General features: G+C 55.2%; 19 protein-coding genes. 15 read left to right on the plus strand and 4 right to left on the minus strand.

Annotated elements, in window-relative coordinates:
* Positions 1-580: 580 nt before the first annotated feature.
* From PspS34_RS13730 to PspS34_RS13775, 10 genes are all read left to right on the plus strand, one after another.
* Positions 581-1,489: a dihydrodipicolinate synthase family protein gene (locus tag PspS34_RS13730; protein ID WP_150813147.1), complete on the plus strand. Its 909-nt coding sequence runs from the start codon at positions 581-583 to the stop codon at positions 1,487-1,489.
* Positions 1,482-2,999: an aldehyde dehydrogenase gene (locus PspS34_RS13735; protein ID WP_150813146.1), complete on the plus strand. Its 1,518-nt coding sequence runs from the start codon at positions 1,482-1,484 to the stop codon at positions 2,997-2,999. Before PspS34_RS13730 ends, PspS34_RS13735 begins: the two co-directional genes overlap by 8 nt.
* The gene (locus tag PspS34_RS13740; RefSeq protein WP_159389926.1) at positions 2,996-4,342 is read left to right on the plus strand and encodes an FAD-binding oxidoreductase; all 1,347 of its coding nucleotides are present in this window, start codon (positions 2,996-2,998) and stop codon (positions 4,340-4,342) included. The genes PspS34_RS13735 and PspS34_RS13740 overlap by 4 nt, the downstream gene beginning before the upstream one ends.
* Positions 4,343-4,410: 68 nt before the next feature.
* A complete protein-coding gene (locus PspS34_RS13745) occupies positions 4,411-5,262 on the plus strand; it encodes a glycine betaine ABC transporter substrate-binding protein (protein WP_159389927.1) in 852 nt (283 codons plus the stop codon).
* 75 nt (positions 5,263-5,337) lie between these two features.
* On the plus strand, positions 5,338-6,456 hold the full coding sequence (locus tag PspS34_RS13750; RefSeq protein WP_159389928.1) for a glycine betaine/L-proline ABC transporter ATP-binding protein: 1,119 nt from the start codon (positions 5,338-5,340) through the stop codon (positions 6,454-6,456).
* A complete protein-coding gene (locus PspS34_RS13755; RefSeq protein ID WP_159389929.1) occupies positions 6,453-7,301 on the plus strand; it encodes an ABC transporter permease subunit in 849 nt (282 codons plus the stop codon). The genes PspS34_RS13750 and PspS34_RS13755 overlap by 4 nt, the downstream gene beginning before the upstream one ends.
* Complete coding sequence (locus tag PspS34_RS13760) at positions 7,298-8,146, plus strand: ABC transporter permease subunit (protein ID WP_150813141.1); 849 nt, start codon at positions 7,298-7,300, stop codon at positions 8,144-8,146. Before PspS34_RS13755 ends, PspS34_RS13760 begins: the two co-directional genes overlap by 4 nt.
* Before the next feature lie 12 nt (positions 8,147-8,158).
* On the plus strand, positions 8,159-9,157 hold the full coding sequence (locus PspS34_RS13765; RefSeq protein ID WP_150813140.1) for a 4-hydroxyproline epimerase: 999 nt from the start codon (positions 8,159-8,161) through the stop codon (positions 9,155-9,157).
* A gap of 102 nt (positions 9,158-9,259) precedes the next feature.
* The gene (locus PspS34_RS13770) at positions 9,260-10,273 is read left to right on the plus strand and encodes a GlxA family transcriptional regulator (RefSeq protein ID WP_174245517.1); all 1,014 of its coding nucleotides are present in this window, start codon (positions 9,260-9,262) and stop codon (positions 10,271-10,273) included.
* Between the two features lie 36 nt (positions 10,274-10,309).
* Entirely contained in the window at positions 10,310-11,239 is a 930-nt protein-coding gene (locus PspS34_RS13775; RefSeq protein WP_159389931.1) for a DMT family transporter, read from the plus strand.
* A 102-nt stretch (positions 11,240-11,341) separates the two neighbouring features.
* Here the strand turns inward: PspS34_RS13775 and fdhA are convergent, their stop codons facing one another.
* A complete protein-coding gene (gene fdhA / locus PspS34_RS13780; RefSeq protein ID WP_019690396.1) occupies positions 11,342-12,541 on the minus strand; it encodes a formaldehyde dehydrogenase, glutathione-independent in 1,200 nt (399 codons plus the stop codon).
* Positions 12,542-12,986: 445 nt separating this feature from the next.
* Here fdhA and PspS34_RS13785 point away from each other — a divergent pair, with 445 nt between their 5' ends.
* Positions 12,987-13,766: an SDR family NAD(P)-dependent oxidoreductase gene (locus PspS34_RS13785; protein WP_150813137.1), complete on the plus strand. Its 780-nt coding sequence runs from the start codon at positions 12,987-12,989 to the stop codon at positions 13,764-13,766.
* A gap of 78 nt (positions 13,767-13,844) precedes the next feature.
* On the opposite strand, the gene PspS34_RS13790 is transcribed toward PspS34_RS13785, so the two are convergent.
* Positions 13,845-14,600 (minus strand): SDR family oxidoreductase, encoded by a 756-nt coding sequence (locus tag PspS34_RS13790; RefSeq protein ID WP_150813136.1) that lies wholly within the window; start codon positions 14,598-14,600, stop codon positions 13,845-13,847.
* A 12-nt stretch (positions 14,601-14,612) separates the two neighbouring features.
* Entirely contained in the window at positions 14,613-15,380 is a 768-nt protein-coding gene (locus tag PspS34_RS13795) for a glucose 1-dehydrogenase (RefSeq protein ID WP_019690394.1), read from the minus strand.
* Between the two features lie 537 nt (positions 15,381-15,917).
* Here PspS34_RS13795 and PspS34_RS13800 point away from each other — a divergent pair.
* The 4 genes from PspS34_RS13800 (at position 15,918) to PspS34_RS13815 (ending at position 19,842) form a co-directional block, all read left to right on the plus strand.
* Positions 15,918-17,036 carry an alcohol dehydrogenase family protein gene (locus PspS34_RS13800; protein WP_238786601.1) on the plus strand — a complete coding sequence of 373 codons (1,119 nt, stop codon included), beginning with the start codon at positions 15,918-15,920 and terminating at the stop codon, positions 17,034-17,036.
* Positions 17,023-18,144 (plus strand): mandelate racemase/muconate lactonizing enzyme family protein, encoded by a 1,122-nt coding sequence (locus PspS34_RS13805; RefSeq protein WP_174245518.1) that lies wholly within the window; start codon positions 17,023-17,025, stop codon positions 18,142-18,144. The genes PspS34_RS13800 and PspS34_RS13805 overlap by 14 nt, the downstream gene beginning before the upstream one ends.
* 224 nt (positions 18,145-18,368) lie before the next feature.
* Entirely contained in the window at positions 18,369-19,076 is a 708-nt protein-coding gene (locus PspS34_RS13810; RefSeq protein ID WP_150813134.1) for a TetR/AcrR family transcriptional regulator, read from the plus strand.
* The gene (locus PspS34_RS13815) at positions 19,066-19,842 is read left to right on the plus strand and encodes a pyrroline-5-carboxylate reductase dimerization domain-containing protein (protein WP_159389933.1); all 777 of its coding nucleotides are present in this window, start codon (positions 19,066-19,068) and stop codon (positions 19,840-19,842) included. The genes PspS34_RS13810 and PspS34_RS13815 overlap by 11 nt, the downstream gene beginning before the upstream one ends.
* Positions 19,843-19,911: 69 nt before the next feature.
* On the opposite strand, the gene PspS34_RS13820 is transcribed toward PspS34_RS13815, so the two are convergent.
* Positions 19,912-20,295, minus strand: a complete 384-nt coding sequence (locus tag PspS34_RS13820; RefSeq protein ID WP_159389934.1) for a VOC family protein — start codon at positions 20,293-20,295, stop codon at positions 19,912-19,914.
* Between the last annotated feature and the right edge of the window lie 57 nt (positions 20,296-20,352).

Consider the following 20,352-nt stretch of genomic DNA (forward strand, 5'->3'; position numbering starts at 1 on the left):
TTCGCTCGAGTCCTTACTGATGCAGACATTCCTGTAATGCTGATGTTTGCATCAATAGCAATTTTTCTACAGTTCCTTATTCGAGCCTGGGCAAACAGATTCTAACTAATGGAACGAATGTACGAGGAATTCTCTTATCCAATTCGTCGGTAGAATATCGCTGTTGTAAGGCTACGACGGCAATCATGCATCAACAAGAAACATTTACTCTTATCAATGCATAAACAAATGTTATCGATTGATGTCTCGGCCCAGACGAGAAAGCTTTAAGTCATTGAAAACAAAAGGTAATTTATTTTTCAGGCCGAGCGAAGCACCCATCTAGAAATGTATACGCCAGAAATACACTCTATTGACCGCCTTCTTGGCCCATGCCAGTCTGGATTCAACAGTTAACCGTACTAGTCGGCAAAACAACCTCTGGAGGTCATTTGTGAAAGGCAGCAAAAGTGCTCTTTACAAGACTTTAAAGGCCAGTTCCTCTGTCCTGTGAAAACATAGAAATTTTTATCGCGCGTCAAGGCATCAAAGCTGACGCGCTCGTTGATCGTCCACCTAACTCGCATTCGGAGCATTTATCTTGAAATTTGAAGGTATTTATACACCAGCAGTAACTCCTTATAACTCTGATGGGGACATTGACTGGAATGTGTACTCTGAAGTTTTGGAGTCGCTGATTGAGGCGAAGGTGCACGGCATTATTATCGGCGGGTCGACCGGCGAGTATTATGCGCAGACTTCAGAAGAACGCACCGAGTTGGCTGCCTACGCCAAAGATGTGATCGGAACTCGGGTGCAACTGATCGTCAGTACCGGGGCGATTCGTACCGAAGATGCGGTTCAGTACGCCAAGGATGCCAAATCGATCAAAGCGGACGCCATTCTTGTCACATCCCCGCCTTACGCGCTGCCAACCTCACAGGAAAACGCGATTCACGCGCTCACTATCGATCGCGCAGCGGACTTGCCGATCATGCTTTACAACTATCCGGGGCGCATGTGCGTTTCGATGGATGAAGAATATTTCACACGTGTCAGCCAATCGAAAAACGTCGTCGCCATCAAGGAAAGTTCCGGCGACATGAGCCAGGTGCATATGCTGGCCCGGCAGTTCCCCAACATCGCCTTGTCCTGCGGATGGGACGACCAAGCCCTCGAGTTTTTTGCCTGGGGTGCCCGCAGTTGGGTGTGCGCAGGTTCCAACTTCCTGCCCAAGGAACACGTAGCGCTTTATGAAGCCTGTGTGATCGAAAAGAACTTCGACAAAGGCCGTCAAATCATGTCGGCAATGATGCCGCTGATGAATGCCCTGGACGGTGGCAAGTTCGTGCAGTCGATCAAGTACGGCTGCGAAGTTGCCGGATTGAAAGTCGGTAACGTGCGCCTGCCATTGCAGCCACTTGAAGCGGACGAAAAGCAGAGTTTCGCGTCGGTCATTACTGAACTCAAACGTAACGTAGCCAACATTTCGGGAGCCAGCCATGGGTGATCTTCTGAGCAAGGCCGAATATGCCGCTCTGGCCAAAGACATTTCGTTGCCATCCAAGGCGTTCATCAATGGCGCGTTTAAACCCGCGATCTCCGGCAAAACCTTCGCCACGAACAATCCGGCGACCGGCGACTTTTTAACCGACATCGCAGCTTGTTCGTCCGATGATGTCGACTTCGCGGTGAGCAATGCCAAGGAGGCCTTTGAGGATGGACGCTGGAGGTCTATTTCTCCTCGGGAGCGCAAAGCGGTTCTGTTGAAGTTTGCAAACCTGCTTGAAAGCCATCAACACGAACTGGCCGTCCTCGAAAGCCTCGATAGCGGCAAACCGGTCAGTGAGTGTGAGTTGGTCGACATCCCGGACACCATCCACACGATCCGCTGGCACGCAGAACTGATTGACAAGATTTATGACAATACCGCCCCGGTTGGCAGCGACGCGCTGACTATGGTGGTCCGGGAGCCGATCGGCGTGGTGGGCTGCGTATTGCCCTGGAACTTCCCACTGCTGATGCTGGCCTGGAAAATCGGGCCGGCGCTCGCTGCGGGCTGTTCGGTCATCGTCAAACCTGCTGAACAAACCTCGCTGACTACGTTGCGTGTCGCTCAGCTGGCGTTTGAAGCCGGTATACCCGCTGGTGTACTCAACATTGTGACCGGCACGGGTAAAGACGTCGGTGAGCCCATTGGTTTGCATAACGATGTCGACATGGTGAGCTTCACCGGCTCCACCGCTACCGGCCGCCGCTTCCTGCATTACGCCGCCGATTCGAACCTGAAACGCATCGTCCTTGAGTGCGGCGGAAAAAATCCGGCCGTGGTGATGGACGATGCCCAAGACCTGGATCTCGTCGCTCAGCATGTCGTTAATGGCGCGTTCTGGAACATGGGCGAAAATTGCTCCGCGACTTCACGTCTGATCGTCCATGCGTCGGTTAAAGACGAGCTGCTGGAGCGCATGGGCGCCTACATCCGCGAATGGAAGATGGGGGACCCACTCGATCCGCAGAACCGCGTAGGCTCGCTGGTCAGCCCAGAGCATTTCGCAAAAGTGAAGTCGTACCTTGAGCACGCCACCGCCGGAAAGCTTGAAGTTGTTTACGGTGGCGCGACCAAAGACGGTGCCTTTGTAGAGCCAACGGTGATTGACGGTGTTGGTCGAGACAACCGGCTGTTCCAGGAAGAGATCTTCGGCCCGATTCTCTCGGTCACCACCTTCAATACGATCTCCGAAGCCATTGCCCTGGCCAATGACACGGTTTATGGCCTGGCGGCCTCGGTTTACACCGGCAGCTTGCGGCGGGCAATCAAGTTGTCGCGGGAAATTCGCGCGGGCATCGTCACCGTGAACTGCTTTGGTGAGGGCGACGCGTCGACACCATTCGGTGGCTACAAGGAGTCGGGCTTCGGCGGTCGGGACAAATCCATTTTCGCCCATGACCAGTACACCGAAATTAAAACAATCTGGATCGATGTGTCTGATCGGTCGGATGAAGAGACCGAAAAATGAGCACCCATACCATCAAGCGCCTGCCGGTAGACACCGGGGTTTCAGGTTGGGAGGCGATTTCCGCACGCACTGCGCCTGTCCGCATGCTTGATGGAAACGTGACGGCGGATTGGCTGATTATCGGTGCCGGTTTTGCCGGCCTGTCCGCCGCTCGCCGGCTGTCCCAATTGCACCCAGGTGACAGCATTGTTGTGGTCGATGCTCATGAAGTCGCCAAGGGGCCGGCGGGCCGAAACTCTGGATTCATGATCGATGTGCCGCACAGTCTGTCGTCCGGGGAGTACTCCGTGGCGAGTGAGTCTGCAACGGCGCTGGAAATCACGCAAAATCGGTTTGCGATTGCTTTTGCCGCTGAAGCCGCGCGGGAATACGGCATGTCTGCCGACACGTTCGACCCTTCCGGGAAGATCAACGCGGCCGCCACTGAGCGAGGATTGAAGCTGAATGTCAATTACGCTCAATCCCTTGAGCGCATTGGCGAGAAGTTCGAGATGTTTGATGCCGCGCAAATGCGCGCAATCACCGGGTCCACCTATTACCACGGTGGGATCTACACTCCCGGCGCAGTGTTGATTCAACCCGCGCAATACATTAGAGACCTGGCTGCAGGGCTTGAAGGGAAAATCACGCTGTTCGAACGCTCTCCCATTATTGAATTGACCAAGCAGGGAAGCGGTTGGAGCGCTCGATCCCATAATGGGACGGTGCACGCACCCAAGGTGATTCTGGGGGTTAACGGGCACATTGAGGACTTTGGCCATTATCAAGGCCGCCTGCTGCATGTCTTCACTTACGCTTCCATGACGGCGGCGTACAGTGATAATACATTCAGGAAGGATGTACCGGGCAAAGCCAGGTGGGCCTTGTTGCCGGCTGATCCAATGGGTGCGACCGTTCGCAAGATTTCTTCAGACGGTCTCTCGCGTATCGTCATCCGGACAAAGTTCACCTACGACCCGAGTATCCAGGTCACACCAGAGCGTGTAGCTGCAGTTGCCAAAGAGCAGCGACATTCCTTGGATGCACGCTTTCCAGAACTGAAATCCACTCCGTTGGAGTTCAGCTGGGCCGGCCGTCTGTGTTTGAGCCGTAACAGCGCCGCTGCATTTGGCGAGATCGAAGAAAACCTGTATTCGGCTTGCTGCGAAAATGGGTTGGGAACGGTCAAGAGCACCCTGGCAGGTGTAATGGCGGCGGAGTTGGCTTCGGGGACACGTTCTGATTTTCTGGATAGTTTCAGTCACGCGCCAGGACCCAGCAGGCTACCACCCAAAATAATAACGAAGCTGGGCGTCAGTTCGGTCATTCGTTGGCATGAATTTTGGGCCGGGCGAGAAGGTTAGTAAGTTTAAGTTATCGGCTTTTACTAGAAAGACCCTTTAATAAGTCACTAATAAGAACGGATTAATCCATGAAGAATATTTGGAAGGCATTCTGCGCGCTCGCGCTTGTGGGCATGATGAGTTTGCAGGCACAGGCAGAAGAAAAAAACATTGTAATGGGTACTATGTCCTGGGAGGACTTGGTGCCCATCACTGGCATAACCAAGAAAGTACTTGAGAATGCAGGATACACCGTAAAAGTTGTGGAGTTTTCCGAGTGGGGTATCGCCTATGCTGCACTAAGCAAAGGGGATATTCAAGTGCTGGCATCCCAGACCGACTACGCTGCAGCAGATTATTGGAAAAAGAATAAAAACAAAATCGAGAAGCTGTCGCCGGTCTCCTATGGTCTTTATCAGGGTATGGCAGTACCCAGTTACGTAGACATCGACTCCATTGAACAGCTGAATGCAAACTCGGAAAAGCTGGGGAACAGAATCATTGGCATCGAGCCGGGTTCGGGTTTAATGAGTGACGCGAACAATGTCGTCAAAGCGTACGACATCAAGCTCAAGCTGGTCGAAGGCAGTACTTCCGCAATGACCGCGGCTTTAAAGTCGGCAGTCGACCGCAAAGAATGGGTGGCGGTAACCGTCTGGGATCCATCTTGGATGACCAAGAAATTTGATCTCAAATTCCTGAAAGATCCAAAAGGGGTCTTCCCGCCATTGCAGGGTTATTACTGGATCGGACACAAAGGCTTCGCTGAAGCCAATCCGCGTGCGCGTGAACTGATGGCCAGCGTTTATGTGCCTATCACGGACATCACCGCGATGAATGCTGAAGTCAAGGATGGCAAGACCATGGACGAGGCTATCAAGGGCTGGATTGATAGTCATACAGACCTTGTAAATCGTTGGGGAAATATCAAGAACTATTAAGTTTTGTTTGTTTGCCACTGCCGCCCTTTGATTAATTAAAAAAACCAGCAAACAACTGGTTCGATGGATTGCGAAATGACAATGGCCTCAATTAATACTGACGAAGTGCTGGTAGATTGCCAGTCGGTATGGAAAATCTTCGGTAAAAGTGCACCAGCAGCCATGGACGCGGTTGTCCAGCAGGGTCTCTCAAAGACCCAGATCCTGCAAAACTATGGATGTGTGGTCGGGGTTTCCGATGTCAGTCTCCAGGTTCGCCGGGGGGAAATCTTTTGCATCATGGGTTTGTCCGGCAGTGGCAAATCCACCCTTATAAGATTGCTGAACAAGCTAATCACCCCTAGCTCGGGGAAGGTGCTGGTCAAAGGCAAAGACGTTTCATCCTTGTCGCCAGCACAGCTTCGAGAGGTGAGGGCGCGTCACATCGGCATGGTCTTTCAAAGCGTTGCCTTGCTACCTAACCGTACGGTTCTTGAGAACACTGCGTTTGGCTTGGAAGTGCAGGGTGTGGGCAAGGCTGAACGTTACAAAGTGGCCGAGCAGGCGCTGGCGAAGGTTGGATTGAGCGAGTGGACGTCGCGCTATCCCAGCGAGCTGTCCGGGGGCATGCAGCAACGAGTCGGGCTGGCACGTGCACTGACTGCCGATCCAGAAGTGATTTTGATGGATGAGCCATTTAGCGCGCTTGATCCGCTGATTCGCCGACAGTTGCAGGATGAGTTCCGCCAGCTGACCAAGGAACTGGGCAAGTCCGCGGTGTTTATTACACACGACCTGGACGAGGCCATCCGCATTGGTGATCGCATTGCGATCATGAAGGATGGCGCCATCATTCAGGTCGGCACCGCCGAGGAGATCGTGCTCAACCCGGCTGACGACTACGTGGCTGAGTTTGTCGCCGGCATTTCCCGACTGCATCTGGTGAAGGCTCACTCGGTCATGACGTCTGTCCGGGCCTACCAGGCAGCACACCCGACCTGCGACATCACCAGGCTCAGCGAAACCTATCTTGACGCCGATATCAATGAGCTTATCGGATTGACGATGAAGTCCAAGCGCGATGCGCTTGCCGTCGTCGATAACGGAACAGTGGTAGGGATCATTACGCCCCGTGATTTGCTGCGTGGCGTTCAAGGTATTCCCAACGAGTTGGCGCCAGTACCAACCGCCAGTGCGATGGGGGCGTCCGCATGAGCACGCCGGATTTTTCTAGTCAGTTTGATAGCTCCATTGATACAGGACTGGAATGGCTTTCGGATAACGGCGAGTTCGTGTTCGATGCCGTCAATGCGGTGCTGAAGGGCATTTACGAAGGCGTGCTGTGGTGTATCGCCTATCCACCGCATTACGTTGTAGCGATTGTCATGGCGTTGATTGGCTGGCGTGTTGCGGGCGTTCGCTTTGCGATTCTCACAAGCCTGGCCTTGTTGTTTTGCGACATTATTGGTTTGTGGCCAGAGACAGTCAGCACGCTTGCCCTGGTGCTCACAGCCACCGTGCTGGCACTGGCTGTCGCCATTCCGCTGGGAGTCATCGCTGGTCTGGCGCCTGCCTTTGATCGTGTGGTTGATCCTTGTCTGGATTTGATTCAGACGATGCCGCCTTACATCTACCTGCTACCGGCCATTGCGCTACTCGGCTATGGGCCTGCCACGGCGCTGTTGGCGACTTTTATCGTTGCGCTTCCCCCGGCTCTACGACTGACCTCCCTGGGGATTCGCATGACGCCCAAGGAGTTCATCGAATTGGGAGATGCCACTGGCGTGACTGGAATGCAGATGTTTTTCAAGATCCGCTTACCGTTCGCCATGCCTAGCATTATGGCTGGCGTTAACCAAAGCCTGATGATGGCGTTCGGCATGGTGGTCATCGCCGGCATCGTGGGTTCGGGTGGTTTGGGCGAGGCGATCTACGGTTCCATCCGTACATTGGATATCGCCAAGTCGATCAACGCGGCCATCGCTATCGTTATCCTGACCATGATTCTGGATCGTCTGGCGCAGAGCGCTGCACGGACGCGGGTGGGGGCTTCCCAATGACAACGCACATTCAGTTTTCTCCAGGCGATTACCTGGCTCCAGCCGTTGACTGGCTGAACGCCAATTTGCATGGGGTGTTCAAGGGCATCAGTCAACTCATCGAGGCGGTACTGGGTGCGGTGGAGGGCGCGCTGCTTGCTCCCCATCCCTATTTGTTTATTGGTATTGTCGTCGTAGCGGCGTTCTTTTTCGCCAATAAGCGAGTCGCTGTTTTTGCTGCGGTGATGTTGGCTTTCTGTTTGTTCGCTGGCCTTTGGGGCGCGTCCATCCAGACAATTGCGCTCGTCAGCGTGTCGGTCCTGATCTCTGTTGCCATCGCTTTTCCGCTGGGGGTTTTGGCGGCCCGGGTGAAGCGTGTCGATGAAGTATTGCTGCCGATTCTAAACATCATGCAAACGGTGCCGCCTTGGGTTTACCTGATCCCTGCAGTGATGCTGTTCAGCTTGGGGCGGGTGCCGGCGATCATCGCGACCATCGTATATGGCATTCCACCGATGCTCAGGCTAACGACCCTTGCCTTTAAGCAGCTGCCCAAGGATCTACTCGAGTTGGGCCAGGCGTCCGGTGCTTCGCCGAAAGACATTTTGTTCAAGATAGAACTGCCGACTGCCGCACCCACACTGTTGGTAGGCCTGAACCAATGCATCCTTATGTCCCTGGCGATGGTGGTGCTGGCAGGTTTGGTGGGGGCGGGCGGTCTGGGGGCTGAAGTGACCCGAGGCCTCTCCAGGATGGAGATGGGATTAGGGCTTCGAGCTGGCCTGGCCATTGTCGCTATTGCTCTGCTGTTGGATCGACTGTCACGCGGTGCGTTGCAGCGTCATTCCCCAAGCAAACTTCTTTGAAAGGGCTTCAGTATGAGACGCAGTTTTTTTTGCATTGATTCGCACGCGTGCGGCAACCCGGTTCGGGTTGTAGCGGGCGGAGCACCGCTGATGCCTTCCGTATCAATGGCGGAGCGGCGCGATATTTTTGTGCGTGACCACGACTGGGTACGCACCGCATTGATGTTCGAGCCCCGGGGGCACGACATCATGTCCGGCGTCATCATCTATCCGTCGGTACGTGATGACTGCGATTTCGGTGCATTGTTCATCGAAGTCAGCGGCTGCCTGCCGATGTGTGGTGCGGGCACCATCGGATTATCGACCGTGGTCATTGAAGAGGGCTTGGTGTCACCTCGTGAGCCAGGAAAACTGGCCATTGAAACACCGGCGGGACGGGTCGATGTCGAATACACAATGGGCGGCGAATTTGTTGAGTCGATTCGCTTGTTCAACGTAGCCAGCTACCTGCACAGCGCCGATGTGGTGGTGGAAGTACCTGGCGTTGGAACATTTACGGTGGACATCGCCTACGGCGGGAATTTCTACGCGGTAGTCGAACCACAGGAGTGCTGGACTGGATTCGAAGGGCAGACGACGGCCGACATCGTGGGGTTGAGTCAGAAGCTGCGCGCAGCGCTTTCGGCCATTTGTGACCCTGTGCATCCGGAGAACGGTAGAATCAGCGGTGTTCACCACATTATTTGGTGTGACAAACCACAAAGCAGAACCGTGAATGGACGCTGTGCCGTGTTCTACGGTGATAAAGCCATTGATCGCTCTCCCGGTGGTACCGGTACTTCTGCCCGGATGGCTCAGCTCTTTGGAAAGGGTCGGTTGAACGTCGGCGACGTTTACCGACTTGAAAGTCTGATCGGTACGATTTACGAAGGAAAAGTTGAGGCGCCGGTAAAAGTCGGATCCTTCGACGGCATGAGACCAAGTGTCAGCGGCTGGGCGGAGGTGATAGGTCACAACACTATTTTCGTTGATGACAAAGACCCTCTAGCCCACGGATTCCAGCTCGCATGAACCGTTTGGTCACGGCGCCAGTGGTTGATTCTTCGGATGCGCAGATTCAACTGTGGTTTGCACAAAGGCTGCGTTTGTTAGTGTAAAGAAGCGAGGCGTAAAGTGATCGAACGACGAGATTTCAGCGGGTGTATGAAAGGTAAAAACCTGCGCTATCTGGAAGAGACTCGGAGTGAGCCGAGGGCTCATTCCCGGGCAGGATTTTTACTGCTCGAGCACTTCTCGTTGCCTGCATTTACGCAAGCGCTCGATACGATTGTCACTGCCAACCTGTTGCGTCCTACGTTGTTCTCTTCACGAACCTTCGGGTTGCAGGAGGGAGAGGTCACCAGCGACCTTGGCCTGGTTATTCGACCGGATGCGCGTTTGGACGTCGCAGCACTCAAAGACCTTAATTTGCTGGTCATATGCGGCGGCTACCGCACGGAACTCAAAGTCAATCACGAGCTGATCAGCATCCTTAAAACAGCATCGGAACTTGGTATCACACTGGCCGGGCTGTGGAATGGGGCGTGGTTTTTGGGCGTGTCAGGTTTGCTTGAAGGGTATCGTTGTGCGATTCATCCCGAGCATCGACCCGCGCTCGCAGAAATTTCAAAAGTCACGCATGTCACCAGTGAAGCATTTGTCATGGATCGAGACAGGCTCACGGCTTCGAGTCCGGCGGGTGCTTTTCACATGGCCCTGGAGTGGATCAAGGGATTGCACGGTAAGGCGCTCGTCGAAGGCATCGAAGACATTCTTTCTTTCGAAGAGTCGCGCTATCGGCGTATCAAACCGACGCAGAACATCTCGTTGAGCGCCCCCCTTAAAGAGGTGGTCAAGCTGATGGACGCCAACCTTGAAGAACCGCTGCAAATGGACCAACTGGCGGTCTATGCCGGACGTTCCCGTCGACAAATAGAGCGCTTGTTCAAAGAACAGCTGGGTACAACACCGCAACGGTATTACCTGGAATTACGCATTACCGAAGCACGGCGATTGCTTCAGCACACAGAGCTGTCTCAGGTTGATGTGCTGGTCGCATGCGGCTTTGTTTCACCAAGCCATTTCAGCAAATGCTACAGCTCGTATTTTGGTTACCGGCCTTCGAGAGAAACGCGGCTGGTGAAATAAAAAAGCGGATATTGCTGAAATTTTAAGGAGGAGGGCATGACCGAGTTGCGATTGAAGAGCGACCGAACGAAAAATACTCCGCACTTAACTACGCCCACCGTTGCCGCTGGTCCTGGGGTCGCAAGGCCCCAACTTGGGATCTTCCTATGCCTGCTTTCAATGCTTATCTTTGCGAGCCAGGACGGACTAACCAAGGTGCTTGTCAAAGACTTCCCGGTTGCCCAACTGGTCATGATGCGCTATTGGGTGTTTGTCGTTTTTGCCCTCGGATATGCCGCCTACCAAGGTAGGGGCAAGGAGTCCTTTCGCAGTAAGCACCCTTGGCTCCAAATCATTCGAGCGCTGTTAGCCGTGGGTGAAACCATACTGTTTGCAGTGGGGCTACGATATTTGGGCCTGGCCGAAATGCATGCGCTCTATGCCGTATTTCCGCTGATGGCACTGGCATTGGCGGGGGCCGTGCTTGGGGAGTTCATAGGTTTGCGGCGCTGGATTGCCGCCGCCATAGGGTTCACCGGGACACTGATCATCCTTCGACCAGGCGCGGGGGTTTTTGAACTCGCGGCGCTGATTCCCCTGCTGGCGGCTTTGGCGTTCGCAGTGTTCAACGTACTGACGCGCCGGATTAGCCAGCACGATTCCTTTGCAACGAACATGCTCTTTATGGCGAGTGTGGGTGCCCTGACGGTCACATTTGCGGGGCTGCCCGCATGGGTTTCTCCGACTCCGGTCCAGGGCCTCTTGATGGGGATCCTGTCATTGACGGGGGTAGTTGCTCAGATTCTCTTCATTCAAGCACTGAAATACGCGACCGCTTCTTCCCTGCAGCCTTTCAATTATGCGCTTCTGGTGTTCGCCACTTTGATTGGTGTGATCGTTTTTGCCGAGCGCCCTGATACCTGGGTGGTTATCGGAGCCACGTTGGTGATTATCGGTGGGCTGTATGCGATTAAGGCAAAGGCGTGAACATACCTGAGTGTATGAAGTACTCAATTTGTAGTTAGTTTCCAGGACGAGACACGGCCATAAAAAAGGGCAGCTCAAAGCTGCCCTTTTCCAACCTGCTCCTTAGGCGGCGCTAAACAGCTTGTGCGGATCCATGACGAATTTTTTCGGCACCCCGGCATCGAACTCGTGGTAACCGCGCGGCGCGTCGTCCAGGCTGATCACCTGCACGCCGACGACCTCGGCAATGTTGATCCGGTCCCACATGATCGCCTGCATCAGCTGACGGTTGTACTTCATCGTCGGGGTCTGGCCGGTGTGGAAGCTGTGGGACTTGGCCCAGCCGAGGCCGAAACGGATGTTCAGGCTGCCATGCTTGGCGGCTTTGTTGACCGCGCCCGGGTCTTCGGTGACATACAGACCGGGGATACCGATATTGCCGGCGACCCGCACCACGCCCATCAGCGCGTTGAGCACATCGGCCGGGGCCTCGTGCTGCGCGCCGTCATGGCCGTGGCCACGGGCTTCGAAGCCGACCGCATCGACAGCACAATCGACTTCCGGCTCACCGAGCAGGTTGGCGATTTGCTCGTGCAGCGGAGTGTCCTGGGTCAGGTCGGCGATCTCGAAGCCCTGGGCCTTGGCATGCGCCAGACGCAGCGGATTGACGTCGCCGACTATCACCACCGCCGCACCCAGCAGACGGGCGGAGGCGGCGGCAGCCAGTCCGACCGGACCGGCACCGGCGATATACACTGTGCTGCCAGGGCCGACACCGGCGGTCACCGCGCCGTGGTAGCCGGTCGGCAGGATATCGGAGAGGCAGGTCAGATCGCGGATTTTCTCCATTGCCTTGTCGCGGTCGGGCAGCTTCAGCAGGTTGAAGTCGGCATACGGCACCAGCACGTATTCGGCCTGGCCGCCGACCCAGTCGCCCATGTCCACATAGCCATAGGCACCGCCGGGGCGCGCCGGGTTGACCGTCAGGCAGACGCCGGTGTGCTGTTCCTTGCAACTGCGACAACGGCCGCAGGCGACGTTGAACGGCACCGAGACCAGGTCACCGATCTGCACGTTTTCCACGTCACGGCCCTTCTCGATTACCTCACCAGTAATTTCATGGCCAAGCACCAGCCCGACCTGGGCCGTGGTCCGACCACGCACCATATGCTGGTCGGAGCCGCAGATATTGGTCGAAACCACGCGCAGGATCACGCCATGGTCAATGCGCTTGCCGCGCGGGTCTTCCATTTTTGGATAGGGGATGGTCTGCACCTCGACCTTGCCTGCGCCGAGATACACGACACCACGATTACCAGACATGCTTTCACCTCGCTTTTGTTGTTGTGAGAACACGGCCCGTGTACTGCGAAGGGGCGCGCGGCCTTACAGTGCGGCGGTATATGTCTTGCGTTTGCGCGTGAATGCAGATTGGTTGGAAGTCACCTTCCAACGACGCGTGATTAGCAGTCATCGTATCGATCCTACGCCTGGTATCAGCACTCTGCGAGGGCATTTAGCACCCAATCACCACCAGTTTCAGGACTCTCAACCGCCAGCCTTGCCGGAGGTATGCATCGCTCCGTACCTGATGCGTCTATGATTCAGCCTTGATCTTCTATGAGGACGCAGTACTTACCAACAGGACCAGCGCCTGTATCCCCAGATGTCCACCTGCAGCGCCAGGTGTGAGTTGTATGTTGAGTATCTCATTCCCCTCAATTTCCATGGATTCAGGGGCTAACCCCGGACGATAGGAGCAAACGCGATGGTTGCGGACTGGACTGGTCAGGTAGCGCTTGTCAGCGGAGCCGGTAGTGAACGAGGAATTGGCATTGCGATTGCGAGGCGTCTGGGCAGCCTGGGCGTGCGGTTGATCGTCACAGGCAGCAGCGCTCGCATCCATGATCGGGTGGAGGAGTTACGTGCCGAAGGATTTGAAGCGCAAGGGCGTGCGGCGGACTTGAGTGAAGAGGATCAAGTCCTTGAACTTACCACTTGGGCGGAATCGGTATGGGGGCGAATCGATATTCTTGTGAACAATGCCGGCATGGCCGCACAGGGTCATCCGGAGCCTTTTACCGATCTAGCGGACATGAGTGTCGATAGCTGGAATCTTTCAATTGCTCGAAATCTGACAACCGCCTTTCTATTGACCCGTGGAATTTTGCCGGGGATGCGTAACAGACACTATGGCCGAATCATCAATGTCAGTTCCACGACTGGCACTCGAGCCGGTAATCCGGGAGAGGCAGCTTATGCCGCGGCAAAAGCCGGAATGGTGGGCATGAACATGAGCCTGGCCCTTGAGGTCGCTCGCTATGGGATCACTGTGAACTCGGTCGCACCTGGCTGGATCGCCACAGGGTCAAGCACTTCAGAGGAAGAGAATGCAGCGAAGTATGTTCCGGTTGGCAGGGCTGGTCGCCCGGAAGAAGTAGCTGCTGCCGTTACGTTTCTGGCCTCACCTGAGTCCAGCTACATTACCGGTGAGTTGCTGGTGATCGATGGTGGCAATTGTCTGATAGAGAACAAAGCACCCAAGTAATGAATGCGTTGCCCGCCGCAAAAATTTGCGGCGGAGGAGAGTAACTGACTCCCTCCGTCGCAATTCAGGCTGATTCGATCAAAACGGCAGTGGCAGTTTCGCCGTGCGCCCCCCATCCACCACGAGCACCTGCCCGGTGATGAAGGCCGATGACTCCGAGGCCAGGAAAACGACTGTCCCGCCAACATCCGCCGGCAATCCGGTACGTCCGACCGGATGAAGGCGCAGGAGTGCATGGCGCGCCGCACGCGGATCAGCTTGAGCGGCGAGGTACGCATCACTCAACTCGGAATTGATCCACCCTGGAGCAATGGCATTGCAGCGGATGCCGTCTCGGCCGAGATCGATTGCCAAGGCTCGGGTCAGCCCATGGATGCCGGCCTTGGAGGCACAGTACGCGGCATGTTCAGGGTTGGCGCCTATCCCTTCGATCGAGCCGATGTTGATGATGCTGCCACCGCCTCGCTGACGCATCTGGGGCACCAACGCTTTGCACAAGAACGCTGGCGCCCGCAGATTGACAGCCATCATGCGATCCCAGTCCTGTTCGGTCATATCATCAATGGATTTCTCGAACATGAACCCGGCGTTGTTAACCAATACATCGATTCCGCCAAGCTGCTCCTGGGCAAACTGTGCAATCAAATTGGGTGACTCCATCGAGGCGAGATCAGCCTCGACGAAATAGACTTGAGGGTGATTTTGCAAGTCGGCGTCCAGTGCCTGGCGCTGAGCGATCAATACAGAAGCTCCCGCCTCAAGCAATTGTTCGGTGATGCCTCGGCCAATCCCTCTGCCGCCCCCGGTCACCACTACATTCTTACCATTGAGCATCGCTACCTCTCCTTAGCCGGACACCGGCTTGGCGCCTGTGACTTCTACCGTTTCGCCGGCGATGTACCTGGCCTCGTCAGACGCCAGAAATGCGATGACATCCGCAATGTCCTCAGGCTCGGCGATACGGCCTAATGGCACGCTCTTGTTCAGTTCTTGCACGGCTTTGTCCGGATCCAGGCCACGACGCTCAAAGCCGCTGCGTATCATCGGGGTGTTGATTTCGTGCGGGCAGACGGCGTTGACGCGGATGCCCAAGGGCGCGCAATCGCGGCCCAGATTCTTGGTTAAAGCCGCGACGGCCCCTTTGCTTGTGCAGTACGCCACGTGGGCGGGACCTGGATAAATGCCCCAGACAGATGATGTGTTGACGATTGCGGCGCCTGGGCGATTTTTCATGTGCGGTATCGCGGCACGGCAGATGAAGAACACCGCATTCAGGTTTACACCCATGGCGTCAAACCACATGTCGTCAGTGGTTTCCTCAATCGTGCCGCGGGGAATGATGCCCGCATTGTTCAATACGATGTCGATCCCCGAAAAAATATCGACGGCAGTTTGGACAATCGCTTCGCAATATTCTTTTCGGCGTAAATCGCCTGCCACATAGTGCACTTCGGCGCCCAAGTCACGGACTTTGGCGGAAATTGATTTGCAACCGGCTTCATCAAGATCGGACAAAACAAGCTTTGCGCCTTCTCGGGCGAACAATAACGCTAATGCCTGTCCGACACCGCCGGCAGCGCCGGTAATGACCACCACTTTATTATTAAATTTCATATGGCAACCTACCTGGTAGTTTTTTGGCGGAGCCATTATTTAATTTCCATGGATAGAAGCGTCCAGCAACTTTTTTACCGGGCCAAGGATAACCTGACGTTATCCAAAATTTCTGAATCGAAAATTTTGAATCGTGCTCAGATCGGTTGGAATGGGGCGAAATGTAGTTTCACTGTCAGCCCATTCTCTGCGGGAGCATTGATCATGGCCATAGCGCACAATCCCGCGGAACGTCAGCTGTTCATAGCGTGAAGTAATCATTTATCTATCTAAAATATCATTATGGCCAGGGAGTCTCTACTGCTAAGGTTTTCTATAAGTAGAAAGCTACAAGTTTGCAGTTTACAAACCTCATTGTTTTTGCTGGCAACACCTGAGCCATTGAATGCACAGAGTTTGAGCGCCTAATGAATAAGAATAAATAACCGCCAGTAAAGTCTTTTGTTTGCACACGCAGCAAACAACCTCTTGGCAAATCCGCCGACTAATAAAAAACCGAAGACAGGTTGTATACCCCCAAATGACTAGGAGAGCCGAATGACGCTTACATTACCCAAGACCATGCACGCTGTGCTTCTGAAGGGGCATGGGGGTACTGAGCAGCTTGAATACCATACAGATGTGCCAGTGCCTTGCCCTGGTGCCGGCGAAGTCTTGATAAAAGTCGGCGCTGCTGGAGTCAATAACACCGACATCAACACGCGTATTGGTTGGTACTCCAAACAAATAACCGGCGACACCAATTCGGGCGGCGCTTCCGGGTTCGCTAAGATCGTCACTGAGGACGCATCCTGGTCCGGTGTTCCGCTCAAGTTTCCGCTGATCCAGGGTGCCGATTGCTGCGGACGCATTGTTGCGGTTGGCCAAGGGGTGGACGATTCTCGAGTCGGACAGCGCGTGCTGGTACGTAACATGCTGCGAGCACCGGTTGAGAAACGGCCGTTCGAGTGCTGGACCTACGGTTCGGACTGCAATGGGGCTTTTGCGCAATTTACAGTAGCGCCGGCAGCGGACACCTGGCCGGTGAACAGTGATTGGAGCGATATAGAATTAGCTTCGATTCCATGTGCCTATTCAACCGCCGAACTTTTACTCCAGCGTGCAGCCGTCAGTGGCGCCGACAAAGTACTGATCACCGGTGCAAGCGGCGGTGTGGGATCGGCTGCGGTCCAATTGGCGAAATGCCGCGGTGCCGAGGTGATCGCAATTACCAGCGCAAGCAAGTCGGATCAAATTCTGTCTCTGGGCGCCGATCGCGTAATTCATCGAGACGAAAACCTGGTTGAGACGCTTGGAGAAAACAGCGTTTCCGTGGTGCTGGACCTGGTGGGTGGGAAAGATTGGCCCGCGCTGTTGCAAGTGCTCAAGCGGGGTGGTCGTTACGCTGTTTCGGGTGCTATCGCTGGCCCAATCGTCGAGCTGGATCTACGAACGCTTTACTTGAAAGACCTCACGTTTCATGGCTGCACTTTCCAGGAGGATGCAGTTTTCAATGAGTTGGTCAGTCATATTGAACACGGTCGTATCCGTCCCTTTGTCAGCAACAGTTATCCGCTGTCCGAAATTGCCACGGCACAGAATGATTTCATAGAAAAACGTTATGCGGGAAAACTGGTATTGGTGCCACCACAGGAGAGTGTTTGTGAAGATCATTGAAATTGAAGTTTATCAACTCGATCTGCCATACGCTGGCGGCGTTTACAAGCTGTCAGGGGGCCGTACTTACACAAGTTTTGACTCCACGATAGTGTGTATTCGCACAGATACTGGCCTTGAAGGCTGGGGCGAGTCGACACCCTTCGGCCCGAACTACATTGCAGCGCACGCCCTGGGGGTGAGAGCGGGTATCGCCGAAATGGCAGACATGCTCATCGGCCGGGATCCCCGACAGGTTGATCGAATCAACGATGTCATGGACAGCACCTTGATGGGCCACCTCCATGCAAAAGCTGCAATCGATGTGGCTTGCTGGGACATCCTGGGTAAAGCGGTGGGTATGCCGGTTTGTGAACTGCTGGGCGGTAGTACAGGACAGTCCATGCCGATCATCGACTCAACTTATGCCGGCGATCCTGAAGACATGCGTCGTCGAGTTGCTCAGACTCGAAAGCAAGGATACCTGGGGCATTCGGTGAAGGTCGGCGCGACACCGGAGGAGGGTGGGCCCGCGCTGGATGCCGCGCGCATTGAGGCATCACTTGCAGATGCCCGCCCCGAGGAATACTTCATCGTTGATTGCAACGGTGGCCTGACGGTAGAGCATGCATTGCGCATGTTGAAACTGCTGCCATCCGGGCTGGACTTCGTCCTTGAGGCGCCGTGCGCCACCTGGGCTGAGCACATGTCCCTGCGCCAGCGAACCAATGTTCCATTGATCATGGACGAGCTGGCGACGGATGAAGCTTCGGTGATGCAACTGATCAGCGAGAAAGCTGCAGACGGTATTGGTCTGAAAGTTTCCAAACACGGCGGCCTGACCAGAGCCCGACGTCTGCGCGACATGTGCATGACCTCCGGCTTGACGATGAGCGTCCAGGAGACCGCTGGCTCACAGGTAGCGTTCGCTGCGCTGACTCACCTCGGGCAATCAATCCCGCACCGAAATCTGCGCTGCGTGCTTGATACGCGCGATATGTACCCTCCGATCACGGCGCACGTCGACATTCCCGTGGTGGATGGATGTATCCGTGCCCCGCAGACTCCAGGGTTGGGCATCACGATCAATCGGGACGTCATCGGTGAACCCGTAGCGGTATATCGCTGAGTTAATCTCCAGCAGCGCGGCGCATGAAGTACTTCGTGCGCCGCGTTTTTTTGTGTGGAATCCGCGTTTTTTTGACCAGTGAATTGATTCGGGTCCATTGATGGCATGCTCACTTGATTTGGTGAACGAGCGTCTCGAAAATGTACGCCTATGTACATACCGTGTACGCCACGGATCCTGCGGTGTACAGTGGAGAAGAATTTTCAAATTAAAGGTGCACCCGAATGTCACAGACAGGAAGGGCGAAAACCAAAGCGCAGGACGCAGGCTGGCGAGGCTCTGTCGATGTTTGGCTGGACGCGGCCTACGATGCTCTTAAAGAGTCGGGTGTGGATGCTGTGCGGGTGATGCCGCTGGCCAAACGCTTGAATTTGTCTCGTACCAGCTTCTACTGGTTCTATGAAGATCGGGAACAGCTGCTCGCGGCGCTCCTGGCTCGATGGCGGGATAAGAACACCGGCGGTATGGTCAGCCAATGCGAGAGTTACGCAGAAAGTATTTCCGAAGCGATTCTCAACGTCTTCGAGTGCTGGGTGAACCCTGAGCTGTTCGACTCGCAATTCGAATTTGCCGTGCGCAGTTGGGCGCTGCAATCGGACGAGGTCACAGCTGAAATCGCTTTAGCCGATGAAGCACGGATGAATGCCCTGGCCGCGATGTTCCGACGGTTTGGCTACGACGCAGAGGGGGCCGACGTTCGGGCCAGGACGATCTACCTCACGCAGATCGGCTACATCTCCATGAAAACCAATGAAGATATCGTCGTTCGATTTCGACGGATTCCTCAGTACGTGAGCGTGTTTACCGGCAAAGTACCGAAGCGGCGCGAGCTGGACCGCTTTTATGGAAAGTTCGGCTACGCAGAAAAAGAGCCCGGTGTTTTCGTTCCCTTGGTCGATACATTCGAGGAGTCCCCTGCCGATGGAGAATAGAACCCTGGGCATCATTGGGGGCACTGGCTGGCTCGGGCGTGCAATCGCCGAGGCGCTCCTTGATAGCGGTTTCATCAAGCCTGACCATTTGTTGATCTCGAACCGCTCCGGCGTCAGTACCTTCGAGCCAGGCGTGAGACTGCTGGCCGACAACCAGCAGTTGGTGGACCTCAGCGATATTGTCGTGCTGTCCATCCGGCCGGAGCAGTTTCGTGAACTGCAGATCAACGCCCGCGGCAAGTTGGTGATTTCCCTGATGGCTGGAGTACCGGCGGCAGCCATCAGCGCGGCCACTGGTGCGGATGCAGTGGTGCGGGCCATGCCGAATGCAGCCGTGGAAATCAGGCAGTCGTTCACGCCTTGGTACAGTGCCGGAAACCTTCTAGAGCGCGACCGCAAGTGGGTGCAGCGACTGTTCGAGTGCGTAGGTTCAGCGGACGAAGTGCCTAATGAAGACTGTATCGATTACCTCAGCGCATTGTCCGGGACTGGGCCGGCTTTCCCGGCAATGTTGCAAATGGCACTGACTAATCAGGCGGTGGCTGCGGGAATTCCCCTTGTCATCGCGCAGCGCGCTGCACAAGGCGTAGTAGTGGGGGGCGGTCAGATGCTTGCCAGCCGCGATCCGCAGCAAATGATTGAGTCGTTGATGGCTTACCGTGGCGTGACGGCGGCAGCGCTGCAGTCGATGGCCGATCAGAACATCGAGTCCATTGTGGGGCAGGCAGTGAAGGCAGGCGCTGAGGTTGCACGGCGGGGAATGTAGCCAGGGCAGGGGACTACAGTGAAGGCCCGCTGAAGGGCCTTCACTGCAAAAGGCGTCAGACGGTTGCGATTATTCGGCCTTGAAGCAATAGACAGCCAGTTTGTTGCCATCAAGGTCCCGAGCGTAAGCGGCATAGGCATTTTCTGCCCAGTTACGCGAACCCGGTTGGCCTTCACAGGTACCACCGGCGGCGAGTGCGGTTTCGTGGAATGCATGGACCGCTGCGCGATTTGGAGCTTCGAAGCTGATAGTCACGCCATTGCCAACGTTGGCAGGATTGCCATTGGCGGGTTTCAGCACGAAGAACGACGGTTTATCCACGCCCCAGATGGAGCCGGATTCATCGAGGTCGGCAACACGGTTGAGACCAATTTCTTTGAGAACGCCATCATAGAAATTCCGTGCTTTGGCAAGGTCATTGGTACCGACAGTGACATGGGTAAAAACAGACATTCTGATTTCCTTGGGGTTGTGATGCGGGTGTGAGCGCTGGCCGTTATCACGGCAGTG

Origin of the sequence: Pseudomonas sp. S34 (assembly GCF_009866745.1) — a bacterium.
In the GTDB taxonomy this organism is placed as follows: domain Bacteria; phylum Pseudomonadota; class Gammaproteobacteria; order Pseudomonadales; family Pseudomonadaceae; genus Aquipseudomonas; species Aquipseudomonas jessenii.